At 73.3% G+C, this 25,624-nt stretch carries 20 protein-coding genes; 10 read left to right on the top strand and 10 right to left on the bottom strand.

The window, feature by feature from the left end:
- Window positions 1–41: 41 nt before the first annotated feature.
- From ACIRRU_RS21395 to ACIRRU_RS21370, 6 genes are all read right to left on the bottom strand, one after another.
- Window positions 42–545 (bottom strand): MaoC family dehydratase, encoded by a 504-nt coding sequence (locus ACIRRU_RS21395; protein WP_363200243.1) that lies wholly within the window; start codon window positions 543–545, stop codon window positions 42–44.
- Window positions 546–547: 2 nt separating this feature from the next.
- Window positions 548–1,522, bottom strand: a complete 975-nt coding sequence (locus ACIRRU_RS21390; RefSeq protein ID WP_403682833.1) for an HpcH/HpaI aldolase/citrate lyase family protein — start codon at window positions 1,520–1,522, stop codon at window positions 548–550.
- Window positions 1,519–3,531, bottom strand: coding sequence for a protein meaA (locus tag ACIRRU_RS21385; RefSeq protein ID WP_363200240.1), 2,013 nt, complete (start codon window positions 3,529–3,531; stop codon window positions 1,519–1,521). The genes ACIRRU_RS21390 and ACIRRU_RS21385 overlap by 4 nt, the downstream gene beginning before the upstream one ends.
- Before the next feature lie 9 nt (window positions 3,532–3,540).
- The gene (gene ccrA / locus ACIRRU_RS21380) at window positions 3,541–4,878 is read right to left on the bottom strand and encodes a crotonyl-CoA carboxylase/reductase (RefSeq protein ID WP_403682830.1); all 1,338 of its coding nucleotides are present in this window, start codon (window positions 4,876–4,878) and stop codon (window positions 3,541–3,543) included.
- Window positions 4,879–5,372: 494 nt separating this feature from the next.
- Window positions 5,373–6,188, bottom strand: coding sequence for a TetR family transcriptional regulator (locus tag ACIRRU_RS21375; RefSeq protein ID WP_403682827.1), 816 nt, complete (start codon window positions 6,186–6,188; stop codon window positions 5,373–5,375).
- A 133-nt stretch (window positions 6,189–6,321) separates the two neighbouring features.
- Complete coding sequence (locus ACIRRU_RS21370) at window positions 6,322–8,103, bottom strand: 3-hydroxyacyl-CoA dehydrogenase family protein (RefSeq protein ID WP_403682871.1); 1,782 nt, start codon at window positions 8,101–8,103, stop codon at window positions 6,322–6,324.
- 356 nt (window positions 8,104–8,459) lie between these two features.
- Between ACIRRU_RS21370 and ACIRRU_RS21365 the strand changes: the two genes are divergently transcribed.
- Complete coding sequence (locus ACIRRU_RS21365) at window positions 8,460–9,032, top strand: adenylosuccinate lyase (protein ID WP_403682824.1); 573 nt, start codon at window positions 8,460–8,462, stop codon at window positions 9,030–9,032.
- A 30-nt stretch (window positions 9,033–9,062) separates the two neighbouring features.
- On the opposite strand, the gene ACIRRU_RS21360 is transcribed toward ACIRRU_RS21365, so the two are convergent.
- Both ACIRRU_RS21360 and ACIRRU_RS21355 read right to left on the bottom strand, forming a co-directional pair.
- The gene (locus ACIRRU_RS21360; protein WP_403682822.1) at window positions 9,063–10,649 is read right to left on the bottom strand and encodes an alpha/beta hydrolase; all 1,587 of its coding nucleotides are present in this window, start codon (window positions 10,647–10,649) and stop codon (window positions 9,063–9,065) included.
- Between the two features lie 145 nt (window positions 10,650–10,794).
- Window positions 10,795–11,832 carry an Rv2578c family radical SAM protein gene (locus ACIRRU_RS21355; protein ID WP_403682820.1) on the bottom strand — a complete coding sequence of 346 codons (1,038 nt, stop codon included), beginning with the start codon at window positions 11,830–11,832 and terminating at the stop codon, window positions 10,795–10,797.
- Window positions 11,833–12,002: 170 nt separating this feature from the next.
- On the opposite strand from ACIRRU_RS21355, the gene ACIRRU_RS21350 reads away from it, so the two are divergent.
- From ACIRRU_RS21350 to ACIRRU_RS21340, 3 genes are all read left to right on the top strand, one after another.
- Window positions 12,003–12,386, top strand: a complete 384-nt coding sequence (locus ACIRRU_RS21350; RefSeq protein ID WP_403682817.1) for a VOC family protein — start codon at window positions 12,003–12,005, stop codon at window positions 12,384–12,386.
- A gap of 88 nt (window positions 12,387–12,474) precedes the next feature.
- Window positions 12,475–12,918: an SRPBCC family protein gene (locus ACIRRU_RS21345; RefSeq protein ID WP_403682814.1), complete on the top strand. Its 444-nt coding sequence runs from the start codon at window positions 12,475–12,477 to the stop codon at window positions 12,916–12,918.
- 254 nt (window positions 12,919–13,172) lie between these two features.
- Complete coding sequence (locus ACIRRU_RS21340) at window positions 13,173–15,671, top strand: MFS transporter (RefSeq protein WP_403682811.1); 2,499 nt, start codon at window positions 13,173–13,175, stop codon at window positions 15,669–15,671.
- 57 nt (window positions 15,672–15,728) lie between these two features.
- On the opposite strand, the gene ACIRRU_RS21335 is transcribed toward ACIRRU_RS21340, so the two are convergent.
- Window positions 15,729–16,622 carry a LysR family transcriptional regulator gene (locus ACIRRU_RS21335; RefSeq protein ID WP_403682810.1) on the bottom strand — a complete coding sequence of 298 codons (894 nt, stop codon included), beginning with the start codon at window positions 16,620–16,622 and terminating at the stop codon, window positions 15,729–15,731.
- Between the two features lie 137 nt (window positions 16,623–16,759).
- On the opposite strand from ACIRRU_RS21335, the gene ACIRRU_RS21330 reads away from it, so the two are divergent.
- Window positions 16,760–17,764, top strand: a complete 1,005-nt coding sequence (locus tag ACIRRU_RS21330; RefSeq protein ID WP_403682807.1) for an aldo/keto reductase — start codon at window positions 16,760–16,762, stop codon at window positions 17,762–17,764.
- Between the two features lie 32 nt (window positions 17,765–17,796).
- Here ACIRRU_RS21330 and ACIRRU_RS21325 read toward each other — a convergent pair whose 3' ends face one another.
- Window positions 17,797–19,272 carry a DUF6351 family protein gene (locus tag ACIRRU_RS21325; RefSeq protein ID WP_403682805.1) on the bottom strand — a complete coding sequence of 492 codons (1,476 nt, stop codon included), beginning with the start codon at window positions 19,270–19,272 and terminating at the stop codon, window positions 17,797–17,799.
- 160 nt (window positions 19,273–19,432) lie between these two features.
- Here ACIRRU_RS21325 and ACIRRU_RS21320 point away from each other — a divergent pair, with 160 nt between their 5' ends.
- The 5 genes from ACIRRU_RS21320 to ACIRRU_RS21300 are packed head-to-tail and all read left to right on the top strand — an operon-like array spanning window position 19,433 to window position 25,566.
- Window positions 19,433–20,335, top strand: a complete 903-nt coding sequence (locus ACIRRU_RS21320; RefSeq protein ID WP_403682804.1) for a GNAT family N-acetyltransferase — start codon at window positions 19,433–19,435, stop codon at window positions 20,333–20,335.
- 58 nt (window positions 20,336–20,393) lie between these two features.
- Window positions 20,394–21,227 (top strand): M55 family metallopeptidase, encoded by an 834-nt coding sequence (locus tag ACIRRU_RS21315; protein ID WP_403682801.1) that lies wholly within the window; start codon window positions 20,394–20,396, stop codon window positions 21,225–21,227.
- Window positions 21,220–22,563, top strand: coding sequence for a M20/M25/M40 family metallo-hydrolase (locus ACIRRU_RS21310; protein WP_403682799.1), 1,344 nt, complete (start codon window positions 21,220–21,222; stop codon window positions 22,561–22,563). Before ACIRRU_RS21315 ends, ACIRRU_RS21310 begins: the two co-directional genes overlap by 8 nt.
- Before the next feature lie 23 nt (window positions 22,564–22,586).
- On the top strand, window positions 22,587–24,614 hold the full coding sequence (locus ACIRRU_RS21305) for a S9 family peptidase (protein WP_403682797.1): 2,028 nt from the start codon (window positions 22,587–22,589) through the stop codon (window positions 24,612–24,614).
- Entirely contained in the window at window positions 24,604–25,566 is a 963-nt protein-coding gene (locus tag ACIRRU_RS21300) for an LD-carboxypeptidase (protein ID WP_403682794.1), read from the top strand. Before ACIRRU_RS21305 ends, ACIRRU_RS21300 begins: the two co-directional genes overlap by 11 nt.
- The last annotated feature ends 58 nt before the right edge of the window (window positions 25,567–25,624 follow it).

Here is a 25,624-nt window from a genome sequence, read left to right as displayed (position 1 = left end):
CTCCTGTGGCTTCACGCGGATGGCCTTGAGGTTTCACACAGTTACTCGGCGGGCGTCGGGCGGCCGGGCTGCTCGCCGCCGCGCTCCGTGATGTACGTCCCGGTGGGGACCATCACCTTGCGCCGGAACACGCAGACCACGGTGCCGTCCTGTTTGTAGCCGCGGGTCTCCACGTACACGATTCCGCGGTCGTTCTTGGACTTCGACGGGGTCTTGTCCAGCACGGTCGTCTCGCCGTAGATCGTGTCGCCGTGGAAGGTCGGCGCGATGTGCTTGAGCGATTCGACCTCCAGATTGGCGATGGCCTTTCCGGAGACGTCCGGGACCGACATGCCGAGCAGCAGCGAATAGACGTAGTTGCCGACGACCACGTTCTTTCCGAAGTCGGTCGTGCTTTCCGCGTAGTTGCTGTCCATGTGGAGGGGGTGGTGGTTCATGGTCAGCAGGCAGAAGAGGTGGTCGTCGTACTCCGTGACCGTCTTGCCCGGCCAGTGCTTGTAGACGGCGCCGACCTCGAACTCCTCGTAGGTGCGTCCGAACTGCATGATCAGGCCTCCGGGGCTTCGAACTTCGACGTGCGCCGCATTCCGGCGGCCCGGCCCTTGCCCGCGATCACCAGGGCCATCTTGCGGCTGGCCTCGTCGATCATCTCGTCGCCGAGCATCGCCGAGCCTTTCCTGCCGCCCTCCTCGGAGGTGCACCAGTCGTACGCGTCGAGGATCAGCTCGGCGTGGTCGTAGTCCTCCTGCGAGGGCGAGAACACCTCGTTGGCCGCGTCGACCTGGCCCGGGTGCAGCACCCACTTGCCGTCGAAGCCGAGGGCGGCCGCGCGGCCCGCCACCTCGCGGTAGGCGTCCACGTCGCGGATCTGGAGGAAGGGGCCGTCGATCGCCTGGAGGTCGTGCGCGCGGGCCGCCATCAGGATGCGCATGAGGATGTAGTGGTAGGCGTCGGCCGGGTAGCCGGGCGGCTGCTGGCCCACGACCAGCGTCTTCATGTTGATCGACGCCATGAAGTCGGCCGGGCCGAAGATCAGCGTCTCCAGCCGGGGTGAGGCGGCGGCGATCTCGTCGATGTTCACCAGACCCCTGGCGTTCTCGATCTGCGCCTCGATGCCGATCCTCCCGGCCTCGAAGCCCATCGTCTTCTCGATCTGGGTCAGCAGCAGGTCCAGCGCCACCACCTGCTGGGCGTCCTGGACCTTCGGCAGCATGATGCAGTCGAGGTTCGGCCCGGCCCCCTCGACGACCGTGATGACGTCCCGGTACGTCCAGTGCGTCGTCCAGTCGTTGACCCGCACGACCCGCGTCCTGCCGCCCCAGTCACCGTTGTTGAGCGCGTCCACGATGGTGTGGCGGGCGCCCTCCTTGGCCAGCGGCGCGCAGGCGTCCTCCAGGTCCAGGAAGACCTGGTCGGCGGGGAGGCCCTGGGCCTTCTCCAGGAAGCGCGGGTTGGAGCCCGGTACGGCCAGACACGAGCGGCGGGGGCGCAGGCGGTTGACCGAGGGGGTGTGCGTGCTCATGCGGGGACCTCCAGAGGGTCGAGCTTGTTCGCTTTCCGGATCTCGTCGACGATACGGCCGATGATCTCCGTGATGCCGAAGTCCTTCGGGGTGAAGACGGCGGCCACCCCGGCCGCGATGAGCGCCGTGGCGTCGGCCGGCGGGATGATGCCGCCCGCGATCACCGGGATGTCCGGAGCCCCGGCCTCGCGCAGCCGGCGCAGCACGTCGGGGACCAGCTCCGCGTGCGAGCCGGACAGGATCGACAGGCCCACGCAGTGCACGTCCTCGGCGAGCGCCGCGTCGGTGATCTGCTCGGGGGTCAGCCGGATGCCCTGGTAGACCACCTCGAACCCGGCGTCCCTGGCCCGTACGGCGATCTGCTCGGCCCCGTTGGAGTGCCCGTCCAGGCCCGGCTTGCCGACGAGCAGCCGCAGCCGCCCGACCCCGAGGTCGGCGGCGGTACGGGTGACCTTCCCGCGGACCAGGGCGAGCGTGCTGCCGGGCTCGGCGGTGACCGCCACCGGGGCCGAGGAGACCCCGGTGGGGGCGCGGAACTCCCCGAACACGTCCCGCAGCGCCCAGGACCACTCGCCGGTGGTGACGCCGGCGCGGGCGCACTCGACGGTGGCCTCCATCATGTTCGCGGTGCCCGCCGCGGCCTTCTTCAGCGCGGCCAGCGCCTCCGTCGCCCGCGCCTCGTCCCGGTTGTCCCGCCACTCGTGCAGCGCCGCGACGACCCGGGCCTCGTTCGCGGGGTCGACGGTCATGATCGCGCCGTCGAGGTCGGAGGTGAGCGGGTTGGGCTCGGTGGACTCGTAGATGTTGACGCCGACGATCTTCTCCTCGCCGCCCTCGATCCGGGCCCGCCGGGCCGCGTGCGAGGAGACCAGCTCGGACTTGAGGTAGCCGGACTCGACGGCCGCCATCGCGCCGCCCATCTGCTGGATGCGGTCGATCTCCGCCAGCGACTCCTCGACCAGGGCGTCCACCTTCGCCTCGATGACGTGGGAACCGGCGAAGATGTCCTCGTACTCCAGCAGATCGCTCTCGTGGGCCAGCACCTGCTGGATGCGGAGCGACCACTGCTGGTCCCACGGGCGGGGCAGCCCCAGCGCCTCGTTCCAGGCCGGGAGCTGCACCGCGCGGGCGCGGGCGTCCTTGGAGAGGGTGACGGCCAGCATCTCCAGGACGATCCGCTGGACGTTGTTCTCCGGCTGCGCCTCGGTCAGACCGAGGGAGTTGACCTGCACCCCGTAGCGGAAGCGGCGCTGCCGGGGGTCGGTGATGCCGTACCGCTCCCGGGTGACGCGGTCCCAGATCCGGCCGAAGGCGCGCATCTTGCACATCTCCTCGATGAAGCGGACGCCCGCGTTCACGAAGAACGAGATCCGGGCGACCACGTCACCGAACTTCTCCCGGGGCACCTGGCCCGAGTCGCGGACCGCGTCGAGCACCGCGACGGCCGTCGACATGGCGTACGCGATCTCCTGGACCGGGGTCGCCCCCGCCTCCTGGAGGTGGTAGCTGCAGATGTTGATCGGGTTCCACCTGGGGACGCGGACGACCGTGTACGCGATCATGTCGGTGGTCAGCCGCAGCGAGGGGACCGGCGGGAAGACGTGCGTCCCGCGCGAGAGGTACTCCTTCACGATGTCGTTCTGCGTGGTCCCCTGGAGCCGCGCGGGGTCGGCCCCCTGCTCCTCCGCGACCACCTGGTAGAGCGCCAGCAGCCACATGGCGGTCGCGTTGATCGTCATCGAGGTGTTCATCTGCTCCAGCGGGATGTCCTGGAACAGCCGCCGCATGTCACCGAGGTGCGAGACGGGAACACCGACACGGCCCACCTCGCCGCGGGCGAGAACGTGGTCCGGGTCGTATCCGGTCTGCGTCGGCAGGTCGAAGGCGACCGAGAGACCCGTCTGGCCCTTGGCGAGGTTGCGGCGGTAGAGCTCGTTGGACGCCTCGGCGGTCGAGTGGCCGGCGTACGTCCGCATGAGCCAGGGCCGGTCCTTCTGACGTTCGGTCATGGGAGAACCTCAGACGTTGCGGAAGCGGTTGATGGCGTCGATGTGCTGCTCGCGCAGGTCCTGGTCGCGCACGCCCAGACCCTCGCGGGGGGCGAGCGCCAGGACGCCGACCTTGCCCTGGTGGACGTTGCGGTGGACGTCGTGGGCGGCCTGGCCGGTGTCCTCCAGGGAGTAGACCTTGGAGAGCGTCGGGTGGATCCTGCCCTTGGCGATCAGGCGGTTGGCCTCCCACGCCTCGCGGTAGTTGGCGAAGTGGGAGCCGATGATCCGCTTCAGCGACATCCACAGGTAGCGGTTGTCGTACTCGTGCATGTAGCCCGAGGTGGAGGCGCAGGTGGTGATCGTGCCGCCCTTGCGCGTGACGTAGACCGAGGCGCCGAAGGTCTCGCGGCCCGGGTGCTCGAAGACGATGTCGATGTCCTCGCCGCCGGTGAACTCGCGGATGCGCTTGCCGAAGCGCTTCCACTCCCTGGGGTCCTGGGTGCGCTCGTCCTTCCAGAAGGCGTAGCCCTCGGCGGTGCGGTCGATCACCGCCTCGGCGCCCATCGACCGGCAGATGGTGGCCTTCTCCGGGGAGGAGACGACACAGATGGGGTTGGCGCCGCCGGCCAGCGCGAACTGGGTGGCGTAGGAGCCCAGTCCGCCGCTGGCGCCCCAGATCAGCACGTTGTCGCCCTGCTTCATGCCGGCGCCGTTGCGGGAGACGAGCTGGCGGTACGCGGTCGAGTTGACCAGGCCCGGGGCGGCGGCCTCCTCCCAGCTGAGGTGCTTCGGCTTCGGCATCAGCTGGTTGGACTTCACGAGGGCGATCTCCGCCAGGCCGCCGAAGTTGGTCTCGAAGCCCCAGATGCGCTGCTCGGGGTCGAGCATCGTGTCGTTGTGGCCGTCGGAGGACTCCATCTCGACGGAGAGGCAGTGCGCGACGACCTCGTCGCCCGGGTTCCAGGCGTTCACGCCGGGGCCGGTGCGCAGGACGACGCCCGCCAGGTCGGAGCCGATGACGTGGTAGGGCAGGTCGTGGCGCCGGGTCAGCTCGCTGAGCCTGCCGTACCGCTCCAGGAAGCCGAAGGTGGACACCGGCTCGAAGATCGAGGTCCACACGGAGTTGTAGTTCACCGAACTGGCCATCACGGCGACGAGGGCCTCGCCGGGGCCGAGTTCGGGGACCGGGACCTCGTCCAGGTGGAGCGACGTGCGGGGGTCCTTGTCGCGGGATTCGAGCCCCGCGAACATCTCCGCCTCGTCCTTGTGCACGGTGATCGCGCGGTAGGACTCGGGGAGGGACAGGGCCGCGAAGTCCGCGGCCGTGCTGTCCTGTGACTGGATGGCGTCCAGGATGTCCTTCACGGTGTTGCCTCCGGTGATGCGGCGTCGAGGGAACGCTTGAGGGGCCCTGCTGGCAGGGGCGGTGCGGTGTGGAGGTGTTGCCGTCGGTCCGGCGGGGTGGGACTCGGCTCTGCTCGGTGGAGCGGAAGGGTGCCTGTGACGCAGGCGTCCGGGCGCGCGGCGCGGTGGGTGCGGGGACAGCCGGCGCGCGTCTGAGTTCTCAGCGCGCCGGCCGCCCGGACACTTTCAACGTATGGCACTCCGTGACACCTGACAAGGCACCCAGTGCCAACAATTTCTCTCACTTGTCATCTCATGGGCACGCATGAGCAACACGATGGGCGTTACGAGACGTTCTGTCCTGCTGACGGACGGCAGGGGAGTGCCGGGCGGGCCCGGCGGTGCGCATACGGCGTCGTCGCGGCGGGCGCCGTGCGGCCCGGCCGGAGCACGACCGACGCCCCCGGCCGCGGGGCCGGAGGCGTCGGGAACGGAGGGCGGGGCTCCGCCCTGGCTCAGCGGGCCCTCAGCGCCTGCTGGATCGTGCGCATGACCTCGTCCAGCGGGGCGTCCGTACGCGCCACCGCGACCAGCACCTCGCCGTCCGCGGCGACCGTCGCGGAAGGTGTGCGCCCGGGCTCGGCCGGGACGGTGCGGCCCGCCCCGATGCCGCTGCCGAAGGTGTCGCGCACGATGGCGAAGGCACGGTCGAGCTGGGCCTCCACATCGCCCTGGCCGCCCGCCCGCAGCCAGCGGCGCAGCACATGGTTGTGCGCGGTGACGACGGCGGACGCGGCGACCTCCGCGAGCAGCGGGTCGTCGTTGCCCACGTGGTGGTCGCGCTCGTCGAAGTGGCCCAGGAGATAGCGGGTGAACAACCGCTCGTAGCGGGCCACCGAGGCGATCTCGGCCTCCCGGAGGGTGGGTACCTCGCGGGTGAGCTTGTAGCGGGCCACGGAGACGGCCGGCTTGGCCGCGTACATCTTCATGACCTCCTTGATCCCTCGGCACACCGTGTCGAGCGGGTGCTCGTGCGCCGGTGCGGCGTTGAGGACGGCCTCCGCCCTGACCAGGGTGTCGTCGTGGTCCGGGAAGATCGCCTCTTCCTTGGAGCGGAAGTGCCGGAAGAAGGTCCGCCGGGCCACGCCCGCGGCGCCCGCGATCTCGTCCACGGTCGTCGCCTCGTACCCCTTCGTGGCGAAGAGCTCCATCGCTGCGGCGGCCAGTTCGCGGCGCATCTTCAGCCGTTGCGCGGCCGCGCGCGTCCCCGCTGCGGTCTCCGGGGCGTCGGTCGCGGCGGTGGCACGGGGTGACTTGGCGGGCTGGGACATGGCATGAACGTAACCCATCGGTGCAGGAGAGCGCGCCTGCGGGGGAGGGCCGCCGGAGGGGCCCGGCGGCCCCTCGGTGGTTCCCGGCGGGCCGCCGGAGGCTTCCCGCGGCCCGCTCCGCCCGGCTCCCGGGTCAGCGGCGGGCATGTTCGCGGAAGCCCCGCCCCGTCTTGCGGCCGAGGCAGCCCGCGGCGACCAGGTGCTCCAGCAGCGGCGCCGGGGCCAGGCCCGGGTCCCGGAACTCCTGGTGCAGCGCCTGCTCGATGGCCAGCGAGACGTCCAGGCCGACCACGTCGAGCAGCTCGAACGGGCCCATCGGGTAGCCGCCGCCCAGCTTCATCGCCGCGTCGATGTCGTCCAGCGACGCGTAGTGCTCCTCGACCATCTTGATCGCGTTGTTGAGGTAGGGGAACAGCAGCGCGTTGACGATGAACCCGGCCCGGTCCCCGCAGTCCACCGGGTGCTTGCGGATCCTCCCGCAGACCGCGCGGACCGTCGCGTGCACGTCGTCGGCGGTCAGCACCGTGCGGACCACCTCGACCAGCTTCATGGCGGGCGCCGGGTTGAAGAAATGCATCCCGACGACGTCCTTCGGCCGCGCGGTCGCCCGTGCGACGGCGATGACCGGCAGGGAGGAGGTGGTGGTGGCGAGGACCGCGCCCGGTCGGCAGACCTTGTCCAGCGTGGCGAACAGCTGCCGCTTGACCTCCAGGTCCTCGGCGACCGCCTCGACGGCCAGGTCCACCTCGGCGAACGCCTCCAGCGAACCGGCCGCCGCGATCCGTGCCAGGGTCTCGTCCCGGGCCTCGGCGCTCAGCCGCCCCCGGGTCACCGAACGCTCCAGCGACGTCGCGATCCGGGCCTTGGCCAGATCCGCCTTCTCCTGGCCGCGGGCCGCCAGGACCACGGAGTACCCGGCCCTGGCGAAGACCTCGGCGATCCCGGACGCCATCGTCCCCGAGCCCGCGACGCCGACGGACGCCACCGTGCGACCCGTCCCGGCGGCGGCCTCCGGCGGCGGGGTCAGCGCGTCGGGCACCACGGTCTGCCCGCCCGGGGCGTCGTAGGCGTAGAAGCCGCGCCCGGCCTTGCGTCCGGTCAGACCCGCCTCGCTCAGCTGGCCGAGGATCGGGGCGGGGGCGTGCAGTCGGTCGTGGGAGGCGGCGTACATGGCCTCCAGGACGGTCCGGGCGGTGTCCACGCCGATCAGGTCCAGCAGCGCGAGCGGTCCCATCGGCAGCCCGCAGCCCAGCTTCATCGCCGCGTCGATGTCCTCCCGGGAGGCGTAGTTCGCCTCGTACATCGCGGCGGCCTGGTTGAGATAGCCGAACAGCAGCCCGTCCGCGACGAACCCGGGCCGGTCGCCGACCGCGACGGGCTCCTTGCCCAGCTCCCGGGCCAGTTGGGTGACGGCCCGAACGGCGGGCGGCGCGGTCAGCACCGAGGAGACCACCTCGACCAGCCTCATCGCGGGTGCCGGGTTGAAGAAGTGCAGCCCGAGGACCCGCTCGGGGTGGCGCGACTCGGCGGCCAGCCGGGTCACCGACAGCGCGTTGGTGCCGGTGGCCAGAATCGCGGTGGGAGCCACGATCGCGTCCAGCTCCCGGAACACCCGCTGCTTGATCTCGTACGTCTCCGGGGTGACCTCGATGACCAGCTCGGCGCCGGCGGCGGCCCGGAGGGTGTTCGCGGTGCGGAACCGGGCGAGCGCGTCGGTCCGCTCCCGCTCGGTGATCCGCCCGCGCCCCACGGCCCGTGCGGTGGACGCTTCGAGGGCGGCGACGGCCCCGAGGGCGGCCGCCTCGCTGATGTCGATGCCGATGACCTCGCGGCCCGCCAGGGCCAGGACCTCGGCGATGCCGGTGCCCATGGTGCCGAGGCCGACGACGGCGATGGTGGAGAGAGGGGTGTCCATCACGGGACTCCAGGGTGAGTGACGACTGTGGGAGCACGGCGCGCGCGGCGAACGAGGGAGGCGCGAGGCGTACGGAAGCTGCGTGTCGTGGAGCACGTGACCGGCGCGCCGTGGGCACGCCCGGCCGTGAGGGGCGACGGACTCTGTCCCGGAGCCGTCGAAAGAAAACCGCCGAACCGACAAGCACTCCGGGTGGCTGCGTCACCAGGCCACCGGAGCCGACGGGAGGGTGTCCCGCTCAGATGAGGTTAACCGGCGGGTAGTGAGCGCGCTACCCCCGCGTCCTTGTGCGCCGGATCACAGCGAATCCCCGATGCCCCTGCGCACGGAGCGTGCTCGTCGATACGCTGAGCGTCATGGATGAGGAGTTCCGTTCGCTCATGGACCGGCTGGAGCCCGAGGCCGACGGGTCCCCGCTGTACGCCCGGCTCGCCGCCACCGAGGACGCCGAGGAGCTGGCCGGTGTCCTCGTGGAGCCCCACCGCCCGCTGTGGGCGCGGGAGCTGGCCGCCTTCCGGCTCGGCTGCGCGGGCGACCGGCGGGCCTTCGAGGCGCTGGTGCTGCTGCTCAACCACCGCGACCCCGAACGCTGCGTCTCCGCCGCCCATGCCCTGGCCCGCCTCGCGGACCCGCGCACCCCCCGGGCGGCCGCCGCCCTCGCCACGAACACCCTGCGCACCGCCTACGCCCTGCACCCGGTCCGGCTGCTCACCACCCTGCGCGCCCCCGAGTCGGTCCCGGCCCTGGTGTGCACCCTCCAGGGCCTGCTGGCCCCCGGCGAACCGCACTGGCGCGTCGCCCTGGCCTGCGTCGAGGGGCTCGGCAGCCTCGGCGACGACCGGGCCCGCCCGGTCCTGACGGCGGCGCTCCCGCACCCCCGGCTCGGCCCGGCCGCGGCGGCGGCGCTCAGCCGGTTGCCGGGCCGGTGAGCGGGCGGGCCGCCGGTCGGCCGCCGGGGCTCAGCGGCGGAAGCCGAGCAGCCCGTGCAGACGGCTGGCCCTGCTGTTGTCCACCGACTGGGCCGCGGCCTTCTCGGCGGGCAGCGGCTTCGGCTCCGGCAGGGCGGCGCAGACCGCGTCCGCCTCGCCCCGGCCGCGCGGCACGGTCCCGTCGTTCAGATAGGCCGTCAGATGCCGGTCCAGGCAGTCGTTGCCGCTCAGCGTGATGCCGTGGTTGCCGCCGCCTTCCTCCACCACCAGGCTGGAGCCCTTGAGCTTGCGGTGCATGCTGACCGCGCCGCCGTACGGGGTGGCCGCGTCGTCGGTGGCCTGGAGGATCAGCGCCGGGGGCAACTGCCGGTTGTGCACCGGGAGCGGGCGCAGCGGCGCCACCGGCCAGGTCGCGCACGGCGCGTTGTACCAGGTGTTGTTCCACGTCATGAACGGGGCCTTGTCGTGGATGCGGCGGCTGTCGTTGCGCCAGGTGCTCCAGTGCCGGGGCCAGGCGGCGTCGCGGCACTGGACGGCCGTGTAGACCGAGTAGCTGTTGTCGCCGCTCGCGTCGGCCGCGCCGAAGTTCTCGTACACCTGGACCAGCGCCTCGGTGTCCTTCTCCTTCACGTACGCGGCGAACGCCTCGGCGAGATAAGGCCAGTAGCCGTTGTAGTAGCCGCCGGGCAGGAAGGTGTCCTCCAGCTCGCTCGCGCCGACCTTCCCGCCCGCGGGTTCGCGCGCCACCGCAGCCCGCATCCGGTACCAGGCGGCCTCGACGCCCGCCGGGTCGCTCCCCAGGCCGTACGCCGCGTCGTGCTTCGCCACCCACGCGGCGAACGCCTTATGGCGGTCGTCGAACGCGTGGTCCTGGCCGAGGTTGCCCTCGTACCAGACGGCGTCCGGATCGACGACCGAGTCCAGCACCAGGCGGCGCACCCGCTCCGGATGCAGCTTGGCGTAGACCGCGCCCAGGTAGGTGCCGTAGCTGTAGCCGAAGTAGTTGATCTGCGGGGAGCCCAGTGCCCGCCGGATCACCTCCAGGTCCTTGGCCGCGCTGACGGTGTCCATGTACGGCAGCACGTCGCCGTGCTTCTCGCCGCAGGCGCGGGCGAAGGACTCGGCCCGGTCGCGGTTGATCCGCTCGGCGCGGTAGGAGTCCGGCACCGAGTCCGGGCGCACCGGGTCGAAGTGGCCGGGCAGGCAGTTCAGGGCCGGGGTGCTCTTCCCGACGCCGCGCGGGTCGAAGCCGATCACGTCGTACCGGGCGGCCGTCTTCTCCGGCAGCGAGGACGCCACGAACCCGGCCATCGACAGACCGCTGCCGCCCGGACCGCCCGGGTTGACCAGCAGCGGGCCCTGGTAGGCCTTGGCGGTGTGCGGGACGCGGGAGAGCGCGAGTGTGATCTGGCGGCCCGACGGGCGGCTGTGGTCCAGCGGGGCGCGGACCTTCGCGCACTGGAGCGTCGGGTAGTTCTCGGTCGGACAGCCGGTCCACTTCAGCGGCGGGGCGGGCGGGGCGCCCGGCCCGGTGGTGGCGGCCGGGGCCGGTGCGGCGGTCAGCAGACCGGCGACCGTCGCGCCTACGGCGACCAGAATTCCTGCACGTTTCGTCATGGGGCCTCCCGGGAGTGGCGGGACGCGGCGCCGGATCACCGGTCCCCGCCGCATGGTCCCCGACCCGGCCCCCGGAAGGGGCACTTCCGGGCGGAGTCGGCCCCTACGGTCACGCCATCGGCCGCACCCGCCCCTCCGGTGATGCTCAGAGCAGGGTCAGCTGGGTCGGTCCCGGTTCGGGCGCGGCTGACGGGGCCGGGGCCGGGGTGATCCGACGGTTGTCGCCCCGGTGCGCCGGACCGATCCCGAACTCGTCGGCCAGCTCGTGCACCTGACGGGTGATCCGGCGCTGGTACCAGGTGGGGGCGTACGCCCCGCCCGCGTACATCCGCTCGTAGCGCTCCACCAGGTGCGGGTGGTGCTGCCCGAGCCAGTGCAGGTACCACTCGCGTGCGCCGGGGCGCAGATGCAGGACGAGCGGGGTCACCGAGGTCGCGCCCGCCTCCGCGACGGCCGCGACGGTGGCCCGCAGCTGCTCCGGCCGGTCACCGAGGAACGGGATGACCGGGGCCATCAGGACCGAGCAGCCGATCCCCGCGCCGGTCAGGGCGCGGACCACGTCCAGGCGTCGTCCGGGCGAGGGGGTGCCGGGCTCGACCGTCCGCCACAGCTCCGGGTCGGTGAAGCCGACGGAGACCGAGACGCCGATCTCGGTGACCTCGGCGGCCTGCCGCAGCAGCTCCAGGTCGCGCAGGATCAGCGTGCCCTTGGTCAGGATCGAGAACGGGTTGGCCCGGTCGCGCAGGGCGGCGATGATGCCGGGCATCAGCCGGTAGCGGCCCTCCGCACGCTGGTAGCAGTCGACGTTGGTCCCCATCGCGACGTGTTCGCCGCGCCAGTGCCGGGAGCCCAGCTCCCGCCGGAGCAGTTCGGGGGCGTTGGTCTTGACGACGATCTGGGAGTCGAAGCCGACGCCGGTGTCCAGGTCCAGATAGCTGTGGGTCTTGCGCGCGAAACAGTAGACACAGGCGTGTGTACAGCCGCGGTACGGGTTCACCGTCCATTCGAACGGCATCCGCGAGGCGCCGGGCACCCGGTTCAGGATCGAACGGGCCCGGATCTCGTGGAAGGTGATGCCCCGGAATTCCGGGGTGTCGAACGTGCGCGTGGTCACCGCGTCCGCGGCGAAGAGCGCGCTGTTCCCGGTCGTCGAGCCGTTCTCGACCAGATTGTCCCAGCGCATGGACGCCTCCTCGGTTGCTCTCCCCGCAGAATAGAACACATGTTCCCTTGATCGTGCGGGGTGAACCCCGGGACCGGTGTCGGCCGCGCTCCGGACAGCGCCGCCGCTCCGCCCGCAGGCCCTACCGTGGGGGCTTCGTGAACCCCGCCGTCCGACCCGGAGGTCCCGCCATGGCAGCCAAGTTCACCGAGCTGGCGATCGACTGTGCCGACCCCACCGGCCTCGCCGGCTTCTGGTGCGCGGTGCTCGACTACGCGGTGGTGCGCGAGGACCGGGGCGACGGCGTCGTCACCATCGGCCCGCCCGGGGACGGGGAGAGCACCGGCCCCGTGCCACCGGTGCTGACCTTCGCGCGGGTGCCCGAGGGCAAGTCCGTCAAGAACCGGCTCCACATCGACGTCAGCCCCTCCGACCGGGCGCAGGACGAGGAGGTGGGCAGGCTCCTCGCGCTGGGGGCCCGGAGCGCCGACGTCGGCCAGGGCGGGGCGAGCTGGGTGGTCCTCACCGACCCCGAGGGCAACGAGTTCTGCGTCCTCGCCACCCGCCGCCCCTGACCCGCTCCCCGCCCCGATTTTGAGCCGCCGCACCGGAGGTGGTTGGCTCAGCCCACCCCCCGAACCACGGACAGCTGGAGGAACAGCCATGGCGCAGGTCGAGGCCCAGACGGAGCGGATCATCGCGGCGGACGCGGAGACCGTGTTCGACGCGCTGGCCGACTACAAGGACGTCCGCGGCAAGGTGCTGACCGGGCACTTCAGCGAGTACGAGGTCCGCGAGGGCGGCGACGGCGAGGGCACCCTCGTCCACTGGAAGCTCCAGGCCACCAGCAAGCGTGTCCGGGACTGCCTGCTGGAGGTCACCGAGCCCACCGACGGGCAGCTCGTCGAGAAGGACCGCAACTCCTCGATGGTCACCACCTGGACCGTCACCCCGGCCGGCGAGGGGCGCTCCACGGCGCGCGTCACCACCGTCTGGGACGGCGCCGGCGGCATCGGCGGCTTCTTCGAGCGGACCTTCGCCCCCAAGGGGCTCGGCAGGATCTACGACGAACTGCTCCAGAACCTCGCCACCGAGGTCGAGAAGTAACTCCGGGAGCTCCCTCGGCCCCGCGCTGGAGGCCGCCTCCCGGCCTCCGGCGCGCGCCCTTCCCGGTCCCCGGCGCGCGCCTCCCGGCCTCACCGGAACGAGTGGTTTTCCCGGACGGCCGGTTGTGCGCCGTAGCGCCTCTCACCGGCGCATAAGCCCTCCGTACGCGCCCTGTACGCCCCTCGTCTCATTTGCCCCGCCTTACCGCGCGATGCGACAAATGGGCGGCGCAGGTGCGACGAGGGGAGCGGTACGTGGCGGGCGGGATCACGCTGGTGAAGGACGACCCGGACGGCACGGGTCCGGACGGCGGCACGGCAGGCGCCGGGACGGCGGACGGCAGAACCGCGGGCGCCGGGACGGCGGGCGGCGGCACCGCGACGGACACCGCCTCCGCGCCACCCCCGCCGCCACCGGTCCCCACGGGCTTCGCCGAGGCGGACATCAGCCCCCGCAAGGTCCGCATGGTCTTCCTCGGGCTGATGCTCACCCTGCTGCTCGCCGCGCTCGACCAGATGATCGTGGCCACCGCCCTGCCCAGGATCGTCGGCGAGCTGCACGGTCTGGAGAAGATGTCCTGGGCGGTCACCGCCTACCTCCTCGCCTCCACCATCGTCCTGCCGCTCTACGGCAAGCTCGGCGACCTCTTCGGCCGCAAGGGCGTCTTCCAGTTCGCCATCGTCGTCTTCGTCATCGGCTCCGCCCTCGCGGGCTGGTCGCGCACCATGGACGAGCTGATCGCCTTCCGCGCCCTCCAGGGCATCGGCGGCGGCGGGCTCATGATCGGCGTCCAGGCGATCATCGCGGACATCGTCCCGGCCCGGGAGCGCGGCCGCTACATGGGCATGATCGGCGCGGTCTTCGGCCTCGCCTCGGTCGCCGGACCCCTGCTCGGCGGGTTCTTCACCGACCACGCCTCCTGGCGCTGGTGCTTCTACATCAACGTCCCCTTCGGCCTGGTCACCCTCGCCGTCATCGCGGTCGTCCTCAAGCTGCCCCGGCCCGCCGTCCGCCCCCGGCTCGACGTCCTCGGCGCGGTGCTGCTGGCCGCCGCCTCCACCTGTCTGGTGCTGGTCACCAGCTGGGGTGGCACCGAGTACGCCTGGGGCTCGCGCACCATCCTCGGGCTCGCGGCCGGCGCGGTCCTCACGACGGCGCTCTTCGTCCTCGTCGAGCACCGCGCCGCGGAACCGATCATCCCGCTGCGGCTGTTCCGCGACTCCGTCTTCAACGTCACCGGCCTCATCGGCGCGGTCGTCGGGGTCGCGCTCTTCGGGGCGGCCAGCTACATCCCCACCTACCTCCAGATGGTCGACGGGGCCAGTGCCACCGAGTCCGGGCTGCTGATGCTCCCGATGATGATGGGCATCGTCGGCGGCTCCATCGTCTCCGGGCAGCTCATCACCCGCACCGGCCGCTACCGGATCTACCCCATCGTCGGCGGCGCCGTCTCGGTCGTCGGGATGTGGCTGCTCTCGCTGCTGGAGGCGGACACCTCCCGCCTCGCGTACAGCTTCTACCAGGCCGTCCTCGGTATCGGCATCGGACTGGTCATGTCCGTCCTCGTGCTCGCCGTGCAGAACTCCGTACGCCCCGCCGACCTCGGGACCGCCACCAGCGCCAACAACTACTTCCGGCAGATCGGCGGCAGCGTCGGCGCGGCCATCTTCGGCACGCTGTTCGCCGGACGGCTCTCCGACGCCCTCGGGGTGCGCCTGCCCACCGGGGCCGCGCTGCCCTCCCCGGAGTCGATCACCCCCGAGATCGTGCACGCCATGGAACCTGCGCTGCGGGACGCGTACATCCAGGCGTACGTCGACGCCATGCCGCGCATCTTCCTCTACCTCGTGCCGGTGCTCGCCCTCGGCCTGATCCTCGCCTTCTTCCTCAAGGAGAAACCGCTGGTGTCCCACTCCACGCCCGAAGCAGCCGCCGAGACCTCGCCGATCCCCGCCGCCCGCACCGAACCCGCCCGCCCGGCCGCCGACCGCCTCCCCGGCGTCCCGGTCCACGGCCGCGTCCAGCACCCCGACGGCGGCACGGTGCCCCGGGCCGCCCTCACCCTCATCGACGTCCAGGGGCAGCAGGTCGGGCGCGGGGCCAGCGGGGAGGACGGGCGGTACGCGCTGAGCGTCCCCGGGGCGGGCTCCTACGTCCTGATCGCCGCTGCGGGCGGGCACCAGCCGCAGGCCGTCAGCGTCACCGTGGGCGAGCGCCCCGTGGAGCTGGACGTGGTGCTCGGCGGAGCCGGACGCCTCGCCGGGTCGGTCCTCACGGCGGACGGCGCCCCGGTCCGCGACGCGGCCGTCACCCTCACCGACGTACGCGGCGAGGTCGTCGCCTCCACCCGTACGGGACGGGAGGGCGGCTACGTCATCGGCGAACTGGTCGCGGGCGAGTACACCCTCGCCGCCAGTGCCCCGGCCTTCCGCCCCGCCGCCCTCCCGGTCTCCGTCCAGGCGGCCCGCGAGACCCGGCAGGACGTCGAGCTGGCGGGCGGGGCGGTCCTGCGCGGCGTCGTCCGGGCGACCGGCGGCCGCCCCGTCGAGGACGCCCGGGTCACCCTGCTCGACGCGGCGGGCAACGTGGTGGACACCCTGACCACCGGGCCCGACGGGTCCTTCCGGTTCGTCGACCTGTCGTCGGGGGAGTACACCGTGATCGCCGCCGGATACCCGCCGGTGGCCACCGTGCTCCAGGTCGCGGGGGGCGGCCGTACCGAACGCGACCTCCAGCTGGGCCACGAGGACTGAGCCGCCCGGGGTGCGCGACGGGCCCGGGTCCGCACCCGGCGTGCGGCGCGGCGCGGCTCAGCGCACCCCCGCCGCCTCCCGCACCAGCCGCATCAGCGCGCGCGCCGCGGGGCTGGCGCTGCCGGCCGCCGGGAGGACGGCCACGCTCTCGTACACCGGCCGGTGCCCGCCCGCCAGCTCCACCGCGACCAGCCGGGCGGCCTCCGGCTTACGGGCGAAGTGGTGCGGCACCACCGCGATCCCCAGCCCCTCGTGCACCAGCTCCAGCAGGCTGTGCACGTCGTTCACCTCCAGCCCCACCGTCCGGCGCGCCCCCGCCGCCGCGAACGCCGCGTCCGCGGCGCGCCGGGGGCCCCAGTCCGGGTGGAAGTCGATGAACGGGGCGCCCGTCAGCTCCTGCCACCCCACCTCCGGCCGCTCCGCGAAGGGGTGTCCGGCCGCGCACAGCAGCACCATGCGCTCCCGGGCGAGCGGCAGCAGTTCCCCGCGCCACTCGACCGGGGAGACCGTCGCCGCGAACGCCAGGTCGAGCCGCCCGCCCGCCACCCCGTCGAGCAGACTGCTCGTGCCCTCCTGGCGCAGCCGCAGCTCCATCTGCGGATGATCGCGGTGGAACGCCGCCAGCAGCCGGGCGGGGCTCACCCCCGCCACGCACTGCTCGACGCCCACCGTCAGCGTCCCGCGCAGCAGCCCCCGCACCGCGTCGACCGCGTCCCGGGCCGCCCGCGCCCCGGCCAGGGTGCGCTCCGCCTCCACCAGCAGCGCCCGCCCGGCCTCGGTGAGCCGGACCGTCCGCGTGGTGCGGCTGAACAGCGGGGTCCGCAGCTCCTGTTCCAGCGTCCGTACGGAGGCGGAGAGCCCTGACTGCGAGACGGCGAGGCGCTCGGCGGCGCGGGTGAAGTGCCGCTCCCGGGCCACGGCCACGAAGTGCTCCAGCTGACGCAGTTCCATGACTGAGCAATCTAGGCGATGAATCCGAGCGGAATCTCCTGTTGGACTGCTGGATCGATCTGCGGAAGCCTGGAGCGGCACCCCTGGCCGCGCCGGTCCCGGCGCGCCACCCCCGTACCCCTCCCGCGGAGCCCCGTATGTATCTCCCGTCCGCCGACCGCTACACCGCCATGCCCTACCGGCGGGCCGGCCGCAGCGGTCTGAAGCTGCCCGCGCTCTCCCTCGGCCTCTGGCACAACTTCGGCGGGGACCGGACGCCCGAGACCCAGGGCGCCATCCTGCGCCGCGCCTTCGACCTCGGCATCACCCACTTCGACCTGGCCAACAACTACGGCCCGCCGCCCGGCTCCGCCGAGGAGAGCCTGGGCCGCGCCCTGGCGACCGACTTCGCCCGCCTCCGCGACGAGCTGGTCATCTCCACCAAGGCGGGCTACCACATGTGGGACGGCCCCTACGGGGAGTGGGGCTCGCGCAAGTACCTGCTGTCCTCGCTCGACCAGAGCCTGAAGCGGCTCGGCAGCGAGTACGTCGACATCTTCTACTCCCACCGCCCCGACCCGGACACCCCGCTCGAAGAGACGATGGGGGCGCTCGACACCGCCGTGCGCCAGGGCAAGGCCCTCTACGTGGGGCTGTCCAACTACTCCGCCGCGCAGACCCGCGAGGCCGCCGCGATCCTCCGGGCCCTCGGCACCCCGCTCCTGATCCACCAGCCCCGCTACTCGATGCTCGACCGGCGTATCGAGGCCGACGGGCTGCCCGACGTCCTGGACGAGCTGGGTGCCGGGTCCATCGCCTACTCCCCGCTGGAGCAGGGCATCCTCACCGACCGCTATCTGGACGGCGTCCCGGCGGGGTCGCGGGCGGCGGGGGACAGCCCGTTCCTCTCGGCCGACGCGCTCACCCCGGGCCTGCTGGAGCGGCTGCGCGCGCTGGACGCCGTGGCGAAGGACCGCGGCCAGTCGCTGGCGCAGCTGGCACTGGCCTGGGTGCTGCGCGGCGGCCGCCTCACCTCCGCCGTCGTCGGCGCGAGCAGCACGGGCCAGTTGGAGAACAGCGTCGAGGCCGTCGCGAACCTGGACTTCACCGACGGTGAACTGGCCCGGATCGAGGGGCTGCTGGCGGACGCCACGACCGGCTGAGAGCAGCGGTCGTGGCGTCCGGCCGCACCGGCTCAGGGCGCGATGCCCACCCCGTCGATCCGGCCCCAGAGCCACTCCTGGACGGCGGTCATCGCGGGCCACCGGTGGCCGCCCGGTCGGGGCTCCACCCGGGAGGCGTACGAGGAGGGCCGGAACGCCGGGTCGTAGAAGCAGCCGGTGCCGTAGGCGCGGTCGAACGCCGGACACGAGGCGGCCAGGGACCGCGCGTCGGGCTTGCGGCCGGTGCGCGCCCAGCGGTCCAGCCCGGCGAGGGAGTTGGCGTACTCGGCGTCGCTCAGCCCGCTGTGCTCGCTCTCCCGGGTGAAGGTCTGCACGAGGTGCCGCTCCCGGCCCGCGCCGCGCAGGGTCGCCCGGTACGCGGCCTCGTGCTCGACGAACGCCGTCGGGTCGTCGATCGCGTGCAGGGTGAGCACGGGCAGCGACACCCGGCCGGTGAGATCGCTGTCCCAGGAGAGGTCCCGGCGTGCCCCGGGGTCGGCCGAGAAGCGCTCCACGCCCGCGTTGAGCGCCCGGTCGTCGTGCGAACCGGCGTACCGCACGCCCCGGTTGGAGAACGGGTTGCGGCCGCCCAGCCGGGTGGCGACGATGTCGCGGAAGGTGAACGTCGCGAACCGCAGATGCGACTCCAGGGCCTCCTCCGGGATGCCGGTGACGCCGAGGATGTCGTCGAGGTTGCGCTGCTGGAGCGGAGTCCGCCCGGCGGCCTCGCTGTCGGAGCCGGTGCACTCGCGCAGCCGGGACCGCAGCTCGGCGGACGTCATCGCGGAGCCGGCCGGCAACCCCTGCCACAGCGGGTAGTCCGGCTCGGTGGGGCGCGGGTGGTTGCCGCAGTAGTACTGGTAGACCACGCGCAGGTCGACGCGGTGGTCGTAGCCGCGCGAGCCGCCGCCGAGCACCCCGTTGGTCAGCAGTACCCCGTCGTACGCCCCGGGCGCGCGGCCGTACGTCTCCGCGACCTTGGCGGCCACGTTGCCGCCCCAGGACTGCCCGTGCAGATAGGTCCGCCGCGGCTTCCCGAACCGGTCCAGGAAGACCCGGCGCACCCGCTCGGTGTCCGCCGCCGCCATGCGCGTGCCGTAACCGCCGCGCCGGTAGGAGGAGCCCGCCCAGGCGTACCCCTCCTTCACCATGACCGACCAGCGCCCCAGGTCCTCGGGGGCGCGCGCCGGGTCCGAGGTCTCGCCCAGGTCGGGGCCGCCGTGGGCGTGCACCACCAGCGAACCGTTCCAGCGCTCGGGGACGGCGATCGCGTAGTGCGCCCCGTTCGCGTCCCGGCCCGCGTAGCAGCGGGCCACGTCCGCCAGGGACGCCGGACAGGCGGCGGCGGCCGGGCCGCCGGCCGCCGCCGGGGACGGGCCCGGGGCCGCGGGCGCCTCGCCCGCCACGCCGAGGAGGAGCGCCGTGACCGTGGCGGCCAGCACGGCGGAACGCAGGCGGTGGCGGCGGTACAGCCCTCGGGGGCGGGCGGTCGCGTGGAGGTGGTTCACGGAGGTGCTCCTGGCGGGTGTCGGCCTGCGGCGCGGAGGTGCGCCGGGTTGCCGGGATGCTAGGAAGCGCCGGGTGCGGGGGAGAAGAGCCGCGCGTATTGCGTTCATAGTGTTCGCCCCGAAGGGTGCGGCCGCCGATTTCTCTGACTAAGGTCAGAGAATGACGGAATCGGAGCAGACCGGCCTGGTGCGGCACTTCAGCCGCACCGTCACCGAACGCCTGGGCGTCCTCCAGGACCGCTACCTCGGCCAAGGCCGCCCCTTCGGCGAGGCCCGGCTGCTGTGGGAGGCCGGCGAGGACGGCCGGGACGTTCGGGTACTGCGCGAGCGGCTCGGGCTCGACTCCGGCTACCTCAGCCGGATGCTGCGCGCCCTGACGGCCGAGGGCCTGGTGACCGTCGAGCCCGCGGAGCACGACCGGCGGGTGCGCACCGTACGGCTCACCGCCGCGGGCCGGGCCGAGCGGGCGGCGCTCGACGAGCGCAGCGACGCGCTGGCCGGCTCCCTGCTGAGACCGCTCAACCCCGCCCAGCGCTCCCGCCTGGTGGCCGCGATGGGCGAGGTCGACCGGCTGCTGACCGCCGCCACCGTCACCCTGGACGCGGTGGACCCCGACCACTCCGACGCCCGGCACTGTCTGCGGTCCTACTACGCCGAACTGGCGGCCCTCCTCGCGACCGGCTTCGACCCCGGGCGCAGCCTGCTGCCCGACGCCGCACCCCTCCGCCCGCCGCGCGGCCTGTTCCTGGTCGCCCGGCTGCACGGCGAACCCGTCGGCTGTGCGGGTCTCAAGCTGCCGCCCGGCGCCCCCGCCGAGATCAAACGCATGTGGGTGTCGCCCCAGGTGCGCGGCCTCGGGCTGGGGCGGCGGTTCCTGACCGAGCTGGAGGAGCGGGCCGCCGACCGCGGGCGGGAGCTGCTGCGCCTGGACACCAGCGCGGAGCTGGCCGCGGCGGGCGGCCTGTACCGCTCCTACGGCTTCGAGGAGGTGCCCGCCTTCAACGACGAGCCCTACGCCCACCACTGGTTCGAGAAGAGGATCGGGCCCGCCGTCAGCCGCTGACCCCGACAGCTCGTGCCGCCCTGGCCCGTGCCGCCCCCGGCGCGTACGGTGTGACGGCATGAAGATCCTCATCAGCGCCGACATGGAGGGCGCCACCGGAGTGACCTGGCCGGCCGACGTGCTGCCGGGGACTCCGCAGTGGGAGCGCTGCCGGTCGATGTTCACCTCCGACGTGAACGCGGCGGCCCTCGGCTTCCTCGACGGCGGCGCCGACGAGGTGCTGGTCAACGAGGCCCACTGGTCGATGCGCAACCTGCTCTTGGAGCACTTGGACGATCGGGTCCAGATGCTCACCGGCAAGCACAAGTCGCTGTCCATGATGGAGGGCGTGCAGCACGGTGACGTCGACGCGGTCGCCTTCGTCGGCTACCACACCGGCGCGGGGGCAAAGGGCGTGCTCGCCCACACCTACCTCGCCAACTCCATCACCGGCGTCTGGCTCGACGGAGTCCGCGCCAGTGAGGGCCTGCTCAACGCGCACGTCGCCGCCGAGTTCGGCGTCCCCGTCGTCCTCGTCACCGGCGACGACCTGACCTGCGTGGACGCCGAGGGGTACGCCCCCGCCGCCCGGAAGGTCGCCGTCAAGGACTACGTCTCGCGGTACGCGGCGGTGTGCCGCACCCCCGCCCGGACCGCCGCCGACATCCGGGCCGCGGCCCGGGACGCCGCCGCGCTCGCCGGGCGCGGCGAGCCCGTCACCGGCACGGCGTTCACCGTGGAGCTGGAGTTCGACGCCGAACACCTCGCGGCCGCGGCGACCGTGGTGCCCGGCGTGGCGCCGAGCGGCGAGCGGCGTGTCGCCTGCACCAGCGCGACGATGTACGAAGCGATCCGCACGTTCAAGGCGGTCACGACGATCGTGTCGGCCGCCGTGGAGGAACAGTATGGGTGAGACGCCCGACCAGCTCGGCCCGGTGGACCGGCAGGCGCTCGACGAGGTGGTGACGTTCACCTCCGAGCTGATCCGGATCGACACCACCAACCGGGGCGGCGGTGACTGCCGGGAGCGCCCGGCCGCCGAGTACGTCGCCGAACGGCTCACCGACGCGGGACTGCGGCCGGACCTGCTGGAGCGCACCCCCGGCCGCACCAACGTCGTCGCCCGCATCCCCGGCACCGACCCGACGGCCGACGCCCTGCTCCTCCACGGCCACCTCGACGTGGTGCCCGCCGAGCCCGCCGACTGGACCGTGCACCCCTTCTCCGGCGAGGTCCGCGACGGCGTCGTCTGGGGACGCGGGGCCGTCGACATGAAGAACATGGACGCGATGATCCTCGCCGTCGTCCGGGGCTGGGCCCGCGAGGGGTTCCGCCCGCCCCGCGACATCGTCATCGCCTACACCGCCGACGAGGAGGACAGCGCCGCCGACGGCTCCGGATTCCTCGCCGACCACCACGCGGAGCTCTTCGAAGGCTGCACGGAGGGCATCAGCGAATCCGGCGCCTTCACCTTCCACGCGGGCGACGGCCTCGCGCTGTACCCCATCGCCGCGGGCGAGCGCGGCACCGGCTGGCTCCGGCTCACCGCGTCGGGCCGGGCCGGGCACGGCTCCAAGGTCAACCGGGAGAACGCGGTCACCGCCGTGGCCGCCGCCGTCGCCCGGATCGGCGAGCACGAGTGGCCCATCCGCCTCACCCCCACCGTCCGCGCCGCCATCACCGAGATCGCCGCCCTGCACGGCATCACCGCCGACCTGGACGACCCCGGCCTCGACGTCGCCCAGCTCCTCGCCAAGCTGGGCCCGGCCGCCTCCCTCGTCGAGAACACCGTCCGCAACAGCAGCAACCCGACGATGCTGGACGCCGGTTACAAGGTCAACGTCATCCCCGGCCACGCCACCGCCTTCGTCGACGGCCGCACCGTCCCCGGCGGCGACGAGGAGTTCCACGCCACCCTGGACCGGCTCACCGGCCCCCTCGTCGACTGGGAGTTCCACCACCGCGAGCGGGCGCTCCAGGCCCCCATCGACTCCCCGACCTACGCCAAGCTGCGCGCCGCCGTCGAGCGGTTCGACCCCGGCGCGCACACCGTGCCGTACTGCATGTCCGGTGGCACCGACGCCAAGCAGTTCGCCCGCCTCGGCATCACCGGCTACGGCTTCACCCCGCTGAAGCTGCCCGTCGGCTTCGACTACCAGCGGCTCTTCCACGGCGTCGACGAGCGCGTCCCCGTCGACGCCCTGCACTTCGGCGTCCGCGTCCTCGACCACTACCTGCGCACCGCCTGACCCGTACCGGGGGAGTGACCGAGATGAACACCGAGCCCGCGACCGCCGCCCCGTACGGCACCTGGCCCTCGCCGGTCGACGCGGCCCTGGCCGCCTCGCACGACGGGGCGCCCGACCACCTGGGCACCGTCGGCGACGAGGTGTGGTGGACCGAGCCGCGCCCCGCCGAGGGCGGCCGCCGCGCGCTGGTCCGCCGCCGCGCCGACGGCACCACCGCGCCGGTGCTGCCCGCCCCCTGGAACGCCCGCAGCCGGGTCATCGAGTACGGCGGGCAGCCCTGGGCCGGTGCGGTGCGCCCGGACGGCGAACTCCTCGTGGTGTTCGTCCACTTCGACGACCAGCGGCTGTACGCCTACCTCCCCGGCGGGATGGGGGAGCCGTGGCCGCTCACCCCGGTCTCCGGCGTCGGCGGCGGGCTGCGCTGGGTGGACCCGCAGCTGCGCCTGGAGCACGGGGCGCGGGGCGAGGCGTGGTGCGTGCTGGAGGAGTTCACCGGACCGGCGCCCACCGACGTACGCCGGGTCCTCGCCGCCGTACCGCTGGACGGATCGGCGGCCGAGGACCGCTCCCGGATCCGTGAACTCTCCGATGGACGGAACCGGTTCGTCACCGGCCCCAAGATCTCGCACGACGGGCTGCGGGCGGCCTGGATCGCCTGGGACCACCCGGGGATGCCCTGGGACGGCACGGTGGTCATGCTCGCCGACATCACCGGCGCGGGCGAACTCACGGGCGCCCGGCCGCTCGTCGGGGATCTCGGCGAATCGGTCTGCCAGGTCGAGTGGGGCCACGACGGCAGCCTGCTGTTCGTCTCCGACCTCTCCGGCTGGTGGGAACTGCACCGCGTCCGCCCCGGCGCGGTGGCCCAGGGAGCGGTTCCCGGCAGCCGTCTCCTGCCGCCCCGGGGCGAGGAGTTCGGCGGCCCGCTGTGGAAGATCGGGCTGCGCTGGTTCCACCCGCTGCCGGGGGGACCGATCGCCGTGCTGCACGGCCGGGGCGCCACCCGCCTGAGCGTCCTCGACCCGGAGACCGGCGAACTCGCCACCGTCCCCGGCCCCTGGACCGCCTGGGCCCCCACGCTCACCGTCCACGGCAGCCGGGTCGTCGGCGTGGCGGGAAGTGCCCGCAGCGGCTACGAGGTCATCGAGGTGGACACCGCCACCGGCCGCCCCCGGACCATCGGCGCGCCCCACCGGGACGCCGTGGACCCCGCCTACTACCCGCCGCCCGAGGAGCGCGCCTTCACCGGGCCGGACGGCCGCGAGATCCACGCCCACCTCTACCCGCCCCACAGCCCCGACCGGACCGGCCCCGAGGGCGAGAAGCCGCCCTACGTCATCTGGGCGCACGGCGGCCCCACCGCGCACGCCCCGCTCGTCCTCGACCTGGAGATCGCCTACTTCACCTCCCGCGGCATCGGTGTCGCCGAGGTCAACTACGGCGGCTCCACCGGCTACGGACGCGACTACCGCGAACGGCTGCGCGGCCGGTGGGGCGTGGTCGACGTGGAGGACTGCGCGGCCGTCGCGGCGGCCCTCGTGGCTGAGGGGACCGCCGACCCCGACCGGCTGGCGATCCGCGGCGGCAGCGCGGGCGGGTGGACCGCCGCCGCCTCACTGACCGGCACGGACCTGTACGCCTGCGGGACGCTGCGCTATCCCGTCCTGGACCTCGAAGGATGGGCCACGGACGAGACCCACGACTTCGAGTCGCGGTATCTGGAGTCCCTCGTCGGCCCGTTCGCCGAGGTGCCCGAGCGCTACCGGGAACGCTCCCCGCTCCACCGTGCCGACCGGCTGAACGCCCCCTTCCTGCTGCTCCAGGGGCTCGACGACGTGATCTGCCCGCCCGCGCAGTGCGAACGGTTCCTCGCCGCCGTCGCCGGGCGGGGTGTCCCGCACGCCTACATCGCCTTCACGGGCGAGGGTCACGGCTTCCGCCGCTCCGCGACCCTGGTCCGCGCGCTGGAGGCCGAACTCTCCCTGTACGCGCAGACCTTCGGCATCGACCGGCCCGACGTGGACCGGCTGGAGCTGACCCGTGACGCGTGAGTGGTCCGACGCGGCACGTCCGCTCACCCGGCCCTCCCGGCTGCGGCCGGGCTCCCGGGTCGCCGTCGTCGCCCCCAGTGGCCCCGTCCCCGCCGAGCGGCTGGAGGGCGGGCTCGCCATCCTGCGGGAATGGGGCCTCGAACCGGTCGTGGGGCCGCATGTCCTGGCCGTCCACCCGGAGCTGGACCACCTCGCCGGGGCGGACGCGGACCGGGCCGGGGACTTCCAGGCGGCCTGGTGCGACCCGTCCGTGGCGGCCGTGCTGTGCGCCCGCGGCGGTTACGGGGCCCACCGGATGGTGGACCTGGTCGACTGGGCGGCGGTCCGGGCCGCCGGGCCGAAGGTCTTCGTCGGCTACAGCGACGTCACCGCGCTGCACGAGGCCATCGCCCTGCGGGCCGGGTTCGCCACCCTGCACGGGCCCATGACCGCCACGGACACGTTCCGCGAGGACGCGGTGGCCCGGGAGCATCTGCGCGCCACCCTCTTCGAGCCCGAGACCGTGCGCACGCTCGGTCTGCCCACCGCGTCCGCCCTGGTTCCTGGCCGGGCCCGGGGAGTGCTGTACGGGGGGTGCGCCAGCCTGCTCGCGGCAGGCATCGGCGCCCCCGGCGGCCGGACGCACGCCCGTGGCGGTCTGCTGGCGATCGAGGACACCGGCGAGGAGCCCTACCGGCTCGACGGCATCCTCACCCGGCTGCTGCGCTCCGGTGCCCTGGCGGGAGTGGCCGGGGTGGTCTGCGGGTCCTGGCAGGAGTGCGGGCCGTACGAGAAGGTCCGCGCCGTGCTCGCCGAGCGGCTCGGGCCGCTCGGCATACCCGTGGCCGAGGAGCTGGGGTTCGGGCACGGACCGGCCGCGCGCACGATTCCGCTCGGCGTCCCCGCCGTGCTGAACGCTCCGGCGGACGGCGGGCGTTGCACGCTCACCGTCGAGGTCCCCGCCCTGCTCTGAGCCTCCTCGGCCGCCCCGTCGCCCCCGCGCCCGCGCCGCCGTGCGCACGGGCGCGGAA

The sequence above is a fragment of the Streptomyces sp. NPDC101181 genome (genome assembly GCF_044767975.1).
Taxonomy (GTDB): domain Bacteria; phylum Actinomycetota; class Actinomycetes; order Streptomycetales; family Streptomycetaceae; genus Streptomyces.
The sequence above is the reverse complement of the archived record's forward strand: the minus strand, read 5'-3'. Positions and strand labels throughout refer to the sequence as shown.